Annotated in this window: 14 protein-coding genes; 12 read left to right on the forward strand and 2 right to left on the reverse strand. The window is 55.4% G+C overall.

From position 1 onward, the window contains the following. The first annotated feature begins 39 nt into the window (after positions 1 to 39). Both AC2FLZ_RS03840 and AC2FLZ_RS03845 read left to right on the forward strand, forming a co-directional pair. Positions 40 to 810 carry a DUF1365 domain-containing protein gene (locus AC2FLZ_RS03840; RefSeq protein ID WP_496881822.1) on the forward strand — a complete coding sequence of 257 codons (771 nt, stop codon included), beginning with the start codon at positions 40 to 42 and terminating at the stop codon, positions 808 to 810. Next, on the forward strand, positions 807 to 1,532 hold the full coding sequence (locus AC2FLZ_RS03845) for an SDR family NAD(P)-dependent oxidoreductase (RefSeq protein ID WP_480477892.1): 726 nt from the start codon (positions 807 to 809) through the stop codon (positions 1,530 to 1,532). The genes AC2FLZ_RS03840 and AC2FLZ_RS03845 overlap by 4 nt, the downstream gene beginning before the upstream one ends. Positions 1,533 to 1,775: 243 nt before the next feature. On the opposite strand, the gene AC2FLZ_RS03850 is transcribed toward AC2FLZ_RS03845, so the two are convergent. Then, on the reverse strand, positions 1,776 to 2,486 hold the full coding sequence (locus tag AC2FLZ_RS03850; protein WP_480477890.1) for a GntR family transcriptional regulator: 711 nt from the start codon (positions 2,484 to 2,486) through the stop codon (positions 1,776 to 1,778). A 229-nt stretch (positions 2,487 to 2,715) separates the two neighbouring features. Here AC2FLZ_RS03850 and AC2FLZ_RS03855 point away from each other — a divergent pair, with 229 nt between their 5' ends. The 6 genes from AC2FLZ_RS03855 (at position 2,716) to AC2FLZ_RS03880 (ending at position 8,051) form a co-directional block, all read left to right on the forward strand. Beyond that, on the forward strand, positions 2,716 to 3,903 hold the full coding sequence (locus AC2FLZ_RS03855) for an ABC transporter substrate-binding protein (RefSeq protein ID WP_480495255.1): 1,188 nt from the start codon (positions 2,716 to 2,718) through the stop codon (positions 3,901 to 3,903). A 97-nt stretch (positions 3,904 to 4,000) separates the two neighbouring features. Next, a complete protein-coding gene (locus AC2FLZ_RS03860; protein ID WP_496881823.1) occupies positions 4,001 to 4,870 on the forward strand; it encodes a branched-chain amino acid ABC transporter permease in 870 nt (289 codons plus the stop codon). A 19-nt stretch (positions 4,871 to 4,889) separates the two neighbouring features. Then, positions 4,890 to 5,861, forward strand: coding sequence for a branched-chain amino acid ABC transporter permease (locus AC2FLZ_RS03865; RefSeq protein WP_496881864.1), 972 nt, complete (start codon positions 4,890 to 4,892; stop codon positions 5,859 to 5,861). Further along, positions 5,858 to 6,640 carry an ABC transporter ATP-binding protein gene (locus AC2FLZ_RS03870; RefSeq protein ID WP_496881824.1) on the forward strand — a complete coding sequence of 261 codons (783 nt, stop codon included), beginning with the start codon at positions 5,858 to 5,860 and terminating at the stop codon, positions 6,638 to 6,640. The genes AC2FLZ_RS03865 and AC2FLZ_RS03870 overlap by 4 nt, the downstream gene beginning before the upstream one ends. Positions 6,641 to 6,643: 3 nt before the next feature. Next, complete coding sequence (locus tag AC2FLZ_RS03875; RefSeq protein WP_480477882.1) at positions 6,644 to 7,366, forward strand: ABC transporter ATP-binding protein; 723 nt, start codon at positions 6,644 to 6,646, stop codon at positions 7,364 to 7,366. 7 nt (positions 7,367 to 7,373) lie between these two features. Next, positions 7,374 to 8,051, forward strand: a complete 678-nt coding sequence (locus tag AC2FLZ_RS03880) for an aspartate/glutamate racemase family protein (RefSeq protein ID WP_480477880.1) — start codon at positions 7,374 to 7,376, stop codon at positions 8,049 to 8,051. A gap of 421 nt (positions 8,052 to 8,472) precedes the next feature. Here the strand turns inward: AC2FLZ_RS03880 and AC2FLZ_RS03885 are convergent, their stop codons facing one another. Beyond that, positions 8,473 to 9,216 carry a GntR family transcriptional regulator gene (locus AC2FLZ_RS03885; RefSeq protein ID WP_496881825.1) on the reverse strand — a complete coding sequence of 248 codons (744 nt, stop codon included), beginning with the start codon at positions 9,214 to 9,216 and terminating at the stop codon, positions 8,473 to 8,475. Positions 9,217 to 9,340: 124 nt separating this feature from the next. On the opposite strand from AC2FLZ_RS03885, the gene AC2FLZ_RS03890 reads away from it, so the two are divergent. The 4 genes from AC2FLZ_RS03890 to AC2FLZ_RS03905 all read left to right on the forward strand — a co-directional run bounded on the left by AC2FLZ_RS03890 (position 9,341) and on the right by AC2FLZ_RS03905 (position 13,456). After that, on the forward strand, positions 9,341 to 10,384 hold the full coding sequence (locus AC2FLZ_RS03890; RefSeq protein ID WP_480623377.1) for a transporter substrate-binding domain-containing protein: 1,044 nt from the start codon (positions 9,341 to 9,343) through the stop codon (positions 10,382 to 10,384). Between the two features lie 75 nt (positions 10,385 to 10,459). After that, positions 10,460 to 11,626, forward strand: coding sequence for an amino acid ABC transporter permease (locus AC2FLZ_RS03895; RefSeq protein ID WP_480477874.1), 1,167 nt, complete (start codon positions 10,460 to 10,462; stop codon positions 11,624 to 11,626). 3 nt (positions 11,627 to 11,629) lie between these two features. Continuing rightward, the gene (locus AC2FLZ_RS03900; protein ID WP_496881826.1) at positions 11,630 to 12,703 is read left to right on the forward strand and encodes an amino acid ABC transporter permease; all 1,074 of its coding nucleotides are present in this window, start codon (positions 11,630 to 11,632) and stop codon (positions 12,701 to 12,703) included. A gap of 12 nt (positions 12,704 to 12,715) precedes the next feature. Beyond that, entirely contained in the window at positions 12,716 to 13,456 is a 741-nt protein-coding gene (locus AC2FLZ_RS03905; protein WP_496881827.1) for an amino acid ABC transporter ATP-binding protein, read from the forward strand. Positions 13,457 to 13,463: the final 7 nt, after the last annotated feature.

The raw sequence follows: 13,463 nt of genomic DNA on the forward strand, positions 1-13,463 counted from the left end.
TCTGATCCATGAGCCGCGCAGCCGCGTATAGGACACATGATGCTGGAACATATTCAGGCCCAAACCCTGCATGCCCGACGCGGAAAGCTGAAGAACACCTTCAGCTACGGTGTCGATTTTGTGTTGACCGATCTTGGTGTTAAGGCGCCTTGGCTGTTGTCGCGAAACCGGTTCAATCTATGGTCACTGTGGGATCGTCAGCATGGCGGAACACGGGGTGACGGGCGCGGGTTGGCGTGGTTCAAGCAGGTTCTGCAAGAGAGTGGGTTACGAACCAAGGACGCACAACTTTTGCTTCTGACCCAGCCAAGCTTCCTTTGGTTTCATTTCAACCCGGTCAGCTTTTGGATTGCGCTGGTTGATGGCACCCCGAGGGCCTTTGTTGCCGAGGTTAATAGCACCTTCGGCCAGCGACATTGCTATTTTTGCGCACACGAAGGATTTCGCCCGATCGCACGTAGTGACACTCTGGTTGCCGAGAAACTCATGCACGTGTCTCCGTTTCAGAGAATTGCAGGTCACTACCGGTTCAATTTCGGCTTCAGTGACACACGGATCGACATTCGCATTTCCTTTGAAAATGAAGACCAGGGCGTTCTGGCTACGCTATCCGGAGAGCGGCGTGCGGCAACAAACAGGTCGCTCCTTTGGGCCGCCGTCCGCCGACCCTTGGGTGCGGTGCGGGTTTTGGCGCTGATCCATTGGCAGGCGGCGATCCTGTATCTGAAACGCGCGCCGTTTCTTCGGAAACGCCCTGCGCCCGCGGCTCTTATAAGCGAAAGCCAGCCGTTAGGTGACGTCGGCAAATGACCGATTTCCTAAACAAGACATATTGGCTCATCGGAGCTAGCGAAGGATTGGGGCGAGCCCTTGCGAAGCGACTGGACGCAGAAGGTGCGCACCTGATCTTGTCGGCGCGTAATCGCGAGCGACTGAATGCCCTGAATGCCGAGTTGACCAGTGCAACCGTGCTTGCGCTGGACGTGACCGATGGCGACTCCGTGCGTCGCGCGGCGCAGGCGGTGGGTGATGTGGACGGTGTGATTTATAATGTCGGCGCCTACGAGCCCATGGGCACAACAGAGTGGGACAGCGAAACCGCGTTGACCATGGTGGATGTCAATTTCACCGGGGCGATGCGTGTCTTGGGCGAAGTGGTGCCAAGGATGGTTGCGCAGGATCGGGGCGACATTACCCTGATCGGATCACTGGCGGGATATCGCGGTCTTCCCGCCGCGATCGGGTATGGCGCCAGCAAGGCTGCATTGATCAGCCTTGCCGAAACCATGCGTTTTGATCTTAGAGACAGCGGAGTATTTGTGCGTCTGATCAATCCCGGTTTCATCAAGACCCGCCTGACCCTGAAAAACAAATTCCGTATGCCCATGTTGATGACGCCCGAAGATGCCGCGACCCGTGTGTTGAAGGCCATGACAAGGCGCCGTTTCCGCACGGATTTCCCGGCGCCGTTTTCCTGGGTGATCCGCGCGCTCGCAATTCTGCCGGACTGGCTGGTTTATCGCGGGAAGTAACGCCGTTTCCAACTTGTTCCGAAACGATGGGGCTGCCGAGTTTTCAGCAGCCCCAGATTGTTGGCGGTGCCCTGCCACGACGAACAGGTTATTGTCCTTAGTTACGGGCTGGTCGCGTGACGGGAAGCGACCGTGTTGCACGGATCGCTCGAATTCCTTCGGCGGCACGTTTTCAGAAAGGCCCGGCCAGAATGCCCTTTTAGTTCAACGATCCTGTTCGGACGGAGTTTGTGACAGAACCAATTACATGCGTCCGGTGAGTATCTTAGCCAGATCAGGTTCAACCTTTTGGGTTTTTTCCAGATCCAGGCTGTTTTTAACGTGAAGAAGGTGGTGTTGGATGCTGTCTACCGCAGATTGCGGGTCACCACTCGCGATCGCATTGATGATCGACGCGTGCTCATCATCGGGGCAAGATGAGTCCTTGTTGGTTCCAAACAGCGCCACGATCAGAGAAGACCGGGTCACCAGTTCCCTGACGACGCGAGTGAGAACTGCGTTGTTGTGGCATTTAGCTAACTCGACATGAAATTCACCAGAGAGCCTGATAATTTCTGTTTGGTCGTTCCTTGCCCTAGCCTCATCTTCTTTTTTGATATGAAGCCGCAACGCTTTGACCCCCGCGTTGCTAATTTCTCGCGTCAAATCCCGAACGATACCGGTTTCGATCATCAAGCGGGCCTCAAACACGTCTCGGGCTTCTTCGGGGCTTGGGCAAGCAATGAATGCACCGCGGTTGGAATGAAGTTCAACAATGCCTTGGCTACTTAACAACAACAATGCGCGGCGGACGCGCATGCGACCAACGCCAAAGGTCTCACATAAGGTTTGTTCACTCAATTTGGTTCGTGGAGCCAGCTTTTGTTCCATTACGGCGGAATAAATTCGATCAACGATCAATTGCTCATCCGGATCAGATTGGACGGTGTCGAGTATTTGTTGTGCGTCTGTCATCTGGTTTCAATTCGACTGGAATTCTTGTGCGTTTTTCTTAGACGCACGGCTTCTGACTGACAATATATTGAGTATTTGTTCACAATATCAACACTGCCATTCATTAAAAAATGTTGACATAGATTGTTAACAATGTTGAGTTTGGCAGCATCACCGGGATTCGACCTGTGACTCAATGACCTTTGCAAGCGCCCGAAAGAGGCGCCCGAACCTCAATAGGGAGGAAAAAATGAAACGCAGAAATCTGATGAAATCATCGGCGGCCCTGGCGCTGGCCATATCCGTTCTGGGCTCCACCGCCTGGGCGGAAAACCCGGTTCTCAAGATTGGCTTTGTTGGTGTGACTTCAGGTCCGGCAGCGGCCTGGGGCATCTCGAACCAGCGCTCGATGGAAGCACGCGCTGACTGGATCAATGAATCCGGCGGCTACAAGATCGGTGATACCACTTACGATATCGAAATCGTCTCGTTCGATGACCAGAAAGACCCCAAGCGCGCAATCGCGGGCATGGAGAAGATGGCACAGGAAGGCATCCACTATGTGGTTGGTCCGAATGTGGATGACGGCGCTGCTGCCGTGCGCCCTGTGGCCGAGGCTCAAGGGATCATGTATTTCCCATATGCCTTCCCGAAAGAGCTTTATACAGCGCCCGCGTCAAACGCGGTTCTGGGCATGGTCGCGAACTATCAGTCCGGCCCGGCGATTTACGAATACCTGCGCGACGAAAAAGGCGTGAAGACCGTGGCCTTTGTTGCGGCAAACGAGTCCGACCCGCTAAGCCAGCGCGACGGCGGTATCGCGGCAGCAAATGCGCTGGGTCTGGAAGTTGTTTCTGACAACGTAACCTATCAGGTGGATACGACTGATTTTACCCCGGTTCTGACGCCTGTAATGCGCACGCAGCCTGATCTTCTGGTTCTGTCCGGCGTCTCCCCGGCCAATGCACCTCAGTTGATCCGGTCTGCGCGCGAACTGGGGTATCAGGGCATCATCTCGACCGAGACTGCGCAGGATGCGACGGTTCTGCGCGAAGGTGCGGGCGATCTGGCCAACGGGTTCATCTCGGTCGGCGGTGCATCTACACCTGAAATCGCATCGGACGACATGAAGGAATTCGTCAAGCGTTACACCGATATGTTCGGCGAATATAACGATGAATCGAATACCAAGGTCTATGCACTGGAGTATATTCTGGCGACTTTGAACGCCAACCCGGCGGGTATTGACGACGTCAAGGCGTTTCAGACCACGATGGACACGTTCGAAGCACCGAACCCCTTCATGAAGGGTGACGCCGTGATGCGCTATGTCGGAACAACCTCCTTCGGACAAAAGCGCCAGATTGCGGTCCCGCTGGTAGTGAATGTCTACCAGGACGGAGAGTTTGAAACACTCTTTGTCGCTGAAGTCGACTGAGCCGGAACTCCCCAAGACAAGGCGAAAGCCTAACGAGCCACTCAAACTCCCGGGCTGATGATCGGCCCGGGAAACCCGAACCCAACGCGGGACTATCATGGAACAGATACTAGCAAACGGCATCTACCTGGGCGCGCAATATGCGATGATCGCCTTAGGTTTGACGCTGATCTTTGCCCTGATGAACGTACTGAATTTTGCTCATGGACAGATGTACGTTCTCGGCGGCTTTGTGACCTACACCTTCTACGGACAACTTGGCTGGCCTTTCATCCTTGCGCTGCTGGCGTCCTGTATCACTCTGGCCGTGCTTGGGGCGCTGATAGAACGGTTTCTGTTCGCCCCAGTCATACGACGATCGTCGCGCGAAGAAAGCACAATGCTGTTGGCAGCGGGACTGGCGTTTCTGTTTGACGCGGTCATTCTGTTGGTCTTTGGAGAAAAACAGCGCGGTGTGCCCAAGATCGTCAACGGAGTCTTCAACTGGGATTTCAAGTTGATCATGCCATATGACCGTATTTTGATCTGCGTGCTGGCTATCCTGTCGATCGCCACTTTCATCCTGTTTATGCAATACTCCAAAACTGGCCGTGCCCTGCGTGCGCTGGCGCAGGACAGAACCGCTGCCCAACTGATGGGCGTCAATGTCGCTCGGTACTCCATGATTGGGTTTGCCTTGGGCGCGATGCTGGCCGGATTGGTCGGAGGATTGCTGGTGACCATCACAGGCGTCAATCTGGGCATGGGCGGGCCAACCTCGATCAAAGCATTCATGATGGTGATGATCGGCGGTGCAGGCGTGATTTCCGGTGCAATTGCGGGCGGAATTATCCTTGGTTTCATGGAAGCCATCGGTCTGGCCGTTCTGTCTCAATATGGCGACATCACTTACCTGCTGATCTTCGTCTCACTGATGATTTTCCTGGCCATCCGCCCGCAAGGCCTGATGGGCAAACCGTGGGGATAACGCAGTGCCAAAACTTTCAATGATCCAATGGGCCGGTTTGGCGGTCTTCCTGCTGGCCATCTTCATCGCGGTTCCCGGCTTTGTCGCCGCGTCCGGACGGTCTGACCTGTACTACACGCTGACATCGGTGGCATTGCTGTCGATCGCCAGTGCCGGTGTCTGGCTTACTTTCTATATCGGCCGCATTAACATCGGGCAGGGCGCTTTTGCCCTGATCGGAGCTTATGTCTCGGCCATTCTGGTGACCAAGGCTGGCATTTCGTTCTGGCTGTCCCTGCCGCTTGCGGGCCTCTTTGCAGCTGGTGTGGCGGTTCTGATCGGCCTGCCGATCCTGCGGCTGCGGGGTGTGTATTTTGCAATGATCTCACTGGTGCTGACACAGGTCGTCACCTTGACTGCGCTGGCCCTGCCCGTCACCAATGGTGCCAAGGGCATCACTTCGATCCCGCTTCCGGGTGGGGTGTCGATCCTTGGTATCCCTCTGATACCCGATTTCGGAACGCTGGAGAACCCAAGGCTGGCCTTCTACTACACGGCCTGCGTTCTGATGGTCCTGACCTTTGCCGCCATGTACCGGCTGGTGAATTCGCGCCTTGGCCATCTTTGTCGCTCGATGCAGCAGAATGAGGAACTGGCCAGCTCCATCGGTGTGAACATCTCGTATATCCGGGTCATCGTCTTTGCCATCTCGTCCTTTCTGGGCGGCATTGGCGGCGCGATGTTCGGATCGATTGCGCAATCGGTTTATCCGTCCAGCTTTCAGGTCGCCGACAGTGTGAACTTCATGCTGAACTGCTTCCTCGGTGGTCTGGGATATGTGTTTGGCCCGATGCTGGGCACGCTGGTTCTGTATTTTGGCTGGGACCTGTTGTTCGAATTGGGTCGCTTCCAACTGCTGGCCTATTCCAGCTTGCTGATCATCCTGATGCTGTTCCTGCCCAACGGGCTGCTTAGCCTGCGTCTGCCCGGCAAGAAAGGAGAGGACAAATGAGCCATCTTCTGGAAGTCCGCCACGTCACCAAGAAATTTGGTGGCCTAACCGCGAACAGCAACATCTCGTTCAACGTCAATGAGAACGAGATCCTGTCGGTGATCGGACCGAACGGTGCGGGTAAAAGCACGCTGTTCAAGATGATTTCGTCCTTTCTGCCGACCACGACCGGAGAGGTGCTGTTCAAGGGTGAGAGGATTTCAAACCTGAAACCGCACGCAGTGGCGCGTAAAGGCGTTGTCCGTACGTTTCAGGAAACGACGATCTTCAAATCCATGACAGTGCGCGAAAGCATCATCGTCGCGCAGCACTTACGGGCCCGTGCCTCGCTGGCCGGGTATTTCTGGGGCACAAAAACGGCGCATGAGGATGTTGACAGTTTCGGGCAATATGCCGACGATCTAATCGATTTCCTCGGAATGACCGAGATCGCCAACGAACAGGCCTCAAACCTGCCACAGGGAAACCTGCGGGCGTTGGGGATCGCGATTGGTCTGGCAACAGATCCCAAGGTGTTGCTGCTGGATGAACCCTTCGCCGGGATGAACCATGACGAGACCATGAAAATGGTCAATCTGGTGCGCAAGGTGCGGGATGACCGGGGGGTGACCGTTCTACTGGTAGAACATGACATGCCTGCGGTGATGAATATCTCGGACCGGATCGTCGTGCTGAACTTCGGTGAGATGATCGCCGAGGGCACACCGGTAGAAATCCAGAACAACGAAAAAGTTATCGAAGCCTATCTGGGCAGCGCCGACGACGAGATTGGGATCTGAGCCATGACCAAGATGTTAGATTTCAAGGACGTCGAGCTCTACTACGATCACGTCTATGCCCTTAAAGGGGTATCAATTGATCTTGAGCAAGGCGAAACAGTTGCTCTGATCGGCGCCAATGGGGCAGGCAAAAGCTCGATCCTGCGGGCGATTACCGGGCTGGCGAAAATCAAATCCGGATCGGTGGCGTTTGAAGGTGAAGATATCGCCGGAACCAACCCGGCCGAGATTGTCTCGAAAGGCATCGCAATGGTTCCAGAAGGGCGGCGCGTCTTCCCGTACATGTCGGTAAAAGACAATCTTCTGATGGGGGCGTTTACCCGCTCAGACAAAGCGGATGTTCAACGCACTCTGGATTCGGTTCTGGAACGGTTTCCGCGTCTGAAAGAGCGCTACAGCCAGTCGGCAGGAACCTTGTCGGGTGGCGAGCAGCAGATGATGGTGATCGGGCGCGCTCTGATGGCTAAGCCACGCCTGCTGTTGCTGGATGAGCCGTCGTTGGGAATTGCGCCCAAACTGGTGCAGGACATTGCGCGGTCTATTGTGGCTATCAACCGGGACGAAGGTGTGTCTGTACTGCTGGTGGAACAGAACTCGCGCATGGCGCTGTCGATATCGCACCGCGCCTATGCACTAACCACAGGAAATGTGGTGATCTCCGGCAATTCCAAAGAGCTTTTGACCGATCCACGTATCAAAGCCGCCTATCTGGGCGGGGAAGTGTGAGTATGTTGTGAAACTGCTGGTCGTCAATCCCAACACTACAAGTTCCATGACCCGTAAGATTGCGAAAGCGGCGCACGCTTGTGCACATCCCGAGACCGAGATCATAGCAGTGAACTCGCAAGATGGCCCGGCCAGTATTCAGGGGTATCTGGATGTTTCGACCTGCGTTCCGGGTCTGCTGGATGTGGTGAAGGCACACCCGGACGTGGACGCCATTGTTGTGGCGTGTTTCGACGACACCGGAGTCGACGCTGTGCGCTGTATAACTTCGGCGCCGGTCATCGGCGTCGGGGAAGCGGCCTACCACGCGGCCTCCATGATAAGCCCAAAATTCAGTGTAATTACAACCTTGTCCCGGTCTCTCGCAGGATTGGAAGCAAATTTGCTGCGCTACGGTTTGGATCGCAGATGTGTTCGGGTTCGGGCATCGGATGTACCGGTTCTGAAGCTTGAGGAAAACGATCCGGCGACCATCGACAAAATAAGGGTCGAAATTCGCGCCGCAATTGAGGAGGATAGAGCGGAAGCAATTGTTTTGGGCTGTGCGGGAATGACCGACCTCATGGCGCACCTATCGGAAGAATTCAAACTACCCGTTGTCGATGGCGTTGCCTGTGCCGTTACCTTTGCCGAAGCTTTGGTCAAAGCCAAGCTCACGACTTCGAAACTTTGTTCCTATTCCTAGGTGCTTGTTCCCAGAGTTTGATGGTGTGATAAATTCTTTGGAATCGGATAGGGGCTTTGGGACCACGTCGTCGCTGGAGCGACTTGTCTATGCATGCCGTCAAAGCAGAAATACGGTGGTCGCAGGCTTTCAGCACAATACTGAACTCGGAGCTTGAGTTTAAACCAAAGGCTGTCGCGATTTAGAGTAAGCGGCAGACGGTAGCGACAAGATGCCATCAACCAATTTTATCTTGAGGGAGTATGCGATTGTCGTTGTCTTCCAATGGCAACCACTCTTGCCTTTGGATAACACCCCCGATCAGCTTCGCCCACATTTGCAGAATCCGCTCCACAAGATGCCGTGACTAAGCACCAAACCAATCCTTGTAAGATCGCTGAAAAAGTTCGGCTTGCTCAATACTTTTGCGACAGTGCCCAATTTAGGTGCCGGAACCCATCGATCCTTTGCGCGTGGAAAGATCAAAGTCAAAGTCTTCGCTATAATTGGCGCTCATGAACATAACAAACCGGTCGTGGAAATGCCTCGTGTGGGCGTGGGCCAGTCTATCAGCCTCCGGCACATCCCTGTCGCGAATAGCGTCAATCATGTCGTAGTGATCCGGGCTCAGAAGATGTTCGGTCGCCGATTCCGCTAGATAATCAAAATGCATGTGCAATATGCGCCGTCCTTCCGAAAGAAGCTGACCATAGGCACGTCCGAGGTAAGGGTTTCTACCTGCTGTGGCGATCACCATGTGAAAGTCGTAGTTCGTCGCCGACATCTCTAGATAGTTGTTTTCGGCGCAGGCGCGATCAAAGGCCTGGGCCTTTTTCGTCATATTCTGGATTTCGTCCTCGGTCCGGTTTTGCGCCGCCAGACGCGTGTTGATCCGCTGTAGAAAATCCAGGGCTTCGACATAGCGGGGAAAGCCTTCAAAGTCGATTGGTGCAACCAGAGTTGAGCGGTTCGACAGCATCACTACCAAACCTTCGGCGGACAACCGAACCAGCGCTTCGCGCACGGGTGAGCGCGACATGGCGAATCGTTCCGACAAGCTGGTTTCATCCAGTGGCGATCCCGGCTTTAGCTCGAGTGTCAGAATCTCCCTCTTGAGTTCGCCATAGACAAACTTCGATCCACGACCCTTTGCGTGCCGTTGAGGAAGTTGCTGTGAATCAACCATTTTTTCTTAGTCCCTAATGAAGTGCCTGGGTCAAGTAGTTCGGCTTCGACTAAGTTTTTATTGACATGTCGCCATCGTGTCGACAGAAATCATGCAGACAAAATGTCGACACAGGGAGGTGAAAATGAAATTTGCCAAGGCTATTGCATCATCAGCGGTGGCGGTTGTTGCTGCGTCTCAGATGGCGCATGCGCAGGTCGCTGAAGACAGCCGTCTGAACACAGTCCTCGAACGCGGTTCGCTTCTGTGTAGCGGCCACAACGGTTCGTTTCTTGGATTTGCCGAGGTTGACGATCAGGGGAACTGGCGCGGTGTGGACATCGATTTGTGCAAGGCACTTGCGGCAGGTCTGTTTGGAACGTCCGAAGGTAACCTTGAGATTGTTCCGATAAGCTGGGCCCAGCGTTGGCCGTCTCTGCAATCCGGTGACATTGACGTTGTCATCAAGGTGTCCGGTTGGACCCAAAGCCGGGACACGGAGCTCAACCTGGCCTATAGCCGCCCGTATTTCATTGGTGCGTTTCAGGCAATGACGCGCACGGATCTCGGCGCCAAGACGATGGCGGATCTGGCCGGAGGGTCCATTTGTGTTGCTGCCGGTACTTCGACCGAGCGCGCCACTGCAACTTATCTCGACACGCATCAGATCGACGCCGAATTGCTGACTTTCGAGAATGGCGACGAACTACGCAATTCCTATTATGAGGGCCGCTGCGACAGTATTATCGAATGGGCGCCCAGCCTTGCCGCAGGGCGTGTCGATGCGCCGGACGGCGCGGATGCTCATGTCATCCTGCCGGATGTGATCGCACTGGAGGCGGAAGGCATCATTGTCCCGGAAGGCGACCCGGATTGGCTGGACGTCCAGAACTGGATGCTGTCCTCGCTGTGGTTCGCCGAAATGGAAGGAATCACGTCGGAGAACATCGACGACATGCGCGCCAACCCGCCTTCAGCGACGGTTGGTACATTTCTGGGAGTAAACCCGGGATATGGTGCGCGCCTGGGTCTGTCGGATGACTGGGCGTACAACATGATCAAAGAGGTCGGCAACTTTGCCGAAATCTACGACCGCAACATCGGATCTGGCTCTCCCTATAACCTGCCGCGTGGGATCAACAATCTCTATAACGCGGGCGGTGTCTTCTATCCGATGATCATCGACTAATACGTCGATGCCTACCGGGCGCAGCCTTTGGATTGCGCCCGGCTCAGGTCAGGTTGCCGCTTGGGGGATAAGCCGATGCAATCACTCATCAAAAGCAGAAAGTTCCGGGATACCGGACTGCAATTCGCATTTGTAGGCGGAATTGCGTCAATGCTGATTGTCATGGTGCTGGTTGGCCGCGCCAATCTCGAGGCGCAGGGAATGACTTCGGGGTTCGGGTTTCTTGAACGGGCCACAGGCTGGCGTATCAGCTTTTCTCTGATCGACTACAGCACGAACTCGACCTATGCGCGGGCAATTCTGGTCGGAATCCTCAATTCCCTGTTCCTTGGCGCTATTGCCCTGCCGATCGCCACGATCATGGGTGTCGCGGTAGGGGTCATGCGGACATCGGGCAACGGAATGGCCGAGCTGGTCGGCACCACATTTGTCGAGCTGTTCCGTAATGCGCCCCTAATCCTGCAGCTGTTGTTCTGGTACACGCTGCTTTTGTCTCTGCCCAGCCCCCGAAATGCAGAACCGATGCTGGGCGGTATCGCCCTGACAGGGCGCGGCATCTATATTCCGGGGCTCAATGTAACCGGTGCTTCTGTTTTTGTCTCCGTTCTGGTCATCGTCGCCGCGTTTGCGGCAGCGCTGTGGCTGGGGGCCAAGCGCTGGCCGGATTTGCATTTGCGAAAAGCCAGCAAGGAGAGAAAACTGCTGTGGTCTGCGGCTCTGGTTGCGGCCATTACAGCGATGTGGCTAGGGCGCATTCCCGAGACGCCCTTGGTAAGTGTTCCCGAAGCAGCCGGTTTGAATTTCCGCGGTGGAATCCGCGTTTCACCGGAACTGATGGCCTGTCTCATTGCCATCGCGATTTACGGCGCAGCCTACATTGCTGAAATCGTTCGGGCCGGCTTCAATGCCATTCCGAAAGGTCAGTCCGAGGCTGGACGCGCCCTAGGTCTGTCCTCGTGGTACATCTTCAGTCGCATTCGCCTTCCGTTGGCCATCCGCATCGTGATGCCAACGCTGATCAACCAGTATGTCTGGCTGTTCAAGGCGACTACGATTGGTATCGCTATCAGCTTCACCGACTTCTTCATGGTGATAAGCACTGCGATCAATCAGTCGGGGCAGACGCTGGAACTGATCGCGATACTGATGGGTGGTTTTCTGATCATCAACTATTCGATGGCCTGGGTTCTGAATCGCGTGAATGATGCGATCAAGCTCAAGGGCACGCAGCTGAGGATCTGAATGATGACCGATCTTTCAATTCCAAACACGCCTGCGTTCGGCAAGATCAAGAAACACTATTTTGCGACCCCACTGAATAGCGCGATCACCGTTCTTCTTGCAGCATTCACGGCCTGGGTTTTGTGGAACCTTTTCAACTGGGCGGTTCTCGAGGCGATCTGGGGCTATGGCAAGAACGAGGAGTGCCGCGCGCACGAGCATGGGGCCTGCTGGTCCTTTGTTGCGACGCGCTGGCGGATCGTGCTGTTCGGCCTCTACCCGTTCGAGGAACAGTGGCGCTCGGCGCTTGCCTGTATCGTCATGCTGGTAGTCGCGATCCTGTCCTGTGTTCCGGTGTTCTGGAATGCAATGCGCCTGCCGATTTTGTGGGTCGCCGGGTTCGGAGCCTTTTACATTCTGATGCGCGGTGGTGTCTTTGGCCTGACACCCGTGGTCGAGCGTGACTGGGGCGGGCTATCCCTGACGGTGTTCATATTTTCCGCCGTCTGCTTGATGGGCATGCCGTTGTCGATTGTTTTTGCCCTGCTGCGTAGGTCTGAACTGCCTTGGATCGCCAAAACCATGGCGCTGGTGATCGACGTCATCCGGTCCTTGCCGCTGCTGTCGATCATGTTCACCTTCGCCATCGTCTTGCCATTCGTGCTGCCGGGCTGGGCGATCGGTGACAAGCTGTACCGCGTGATCGTTGGCTACGCGATTTTCTTTGCTTGCTATCAGGCCGAGATCATACGTGGCGGCATGCAGGCTATTCCGGCTGGTCAGGAAGAGGCCGCCAAGGCGCTTGGCATGGGCTACTGGCACCGGATCGGGTACATCGTGCTGCCGCAGGCCTTTCGCAACGCATTGCCGCCGACGATCAACCAGTTCGTCATCACGTTCAAGGAAACCTCGCTGGTCACCATTATCGGCTTCTTCGATATCTTGGCCTCGGGCCGTGCCGCCGCTGGTACCGCCGACTGGAGCTTTGCGACGATCGAAATGTACGTGTTTGTCGGCCTCATCTTCTTTGTCTTCGTGTTCTCACTGTCCCGCTATGGCGCCTATCTGGAACGCCGCATGAGCGTTGGCAGCCGTTGAGGAGGAAATCACATGTCTGAGCAAGCCATCTCGATCCGTGCCATGAACAAGTTCTATGGCGGCTTTCACGCGCTGAAGGACATCGATCTTGACGTTGGTCGGGGTGAGAAAGTGGTCATTTGCGGCCCGTCGGGGTCGGGAAAATCCACCCTGATCCGCTGCATCAACCGGCTTGAAGAACATCAGGCTGGGACCATAGAAGTTAACGGCATTCCGCTGGATGACAATGTCGACAACATCGACGAAATCCGGCGCGAGGCGGGAATGGTATTTCAGAACTTCAATCTGTTCCCGCACATGACCATTCTTGAAAACTGCACGCTGGCTCCGACGCTTGTGCGCAAAAAGTCCCGCGAAGAGGCCGAGCAAATTGCCATGTCCTATCTGGAGCGGGTCAAGATCCCAGAACAGGCTCACAAATATCCCGGTGAGCTTTCGGGAGGCCAGCAGCAGCGCGTGGCCATCGCCCGCGCCCTGTGCATGGCGCCTGAGATCATGCTGTTCGACGAGCCGACTTCGGCGCTGGATCCCGAGATGATTTCTGAGGTGCTGGATGTGATGGTCGGACTGGCCGAGGAGGGCATGACCATGGTCTGCGTGACGCATGAGATGGGATTCGCACGTCAGGTGGCGGATCGGGTGATCTTCATGGCGGAGGGCGAAATCATCGAACAGGCCCCGCCTGGCGAGTTTTTCGAGAACCCTAAAAGCGAACGCACCAAAACCTTTCTTGGTCAGGTCCTCGGTCACTGATCATGGC

This window comes from Ruegeria sp. YKSF131 (assembly GCF_059612645.1).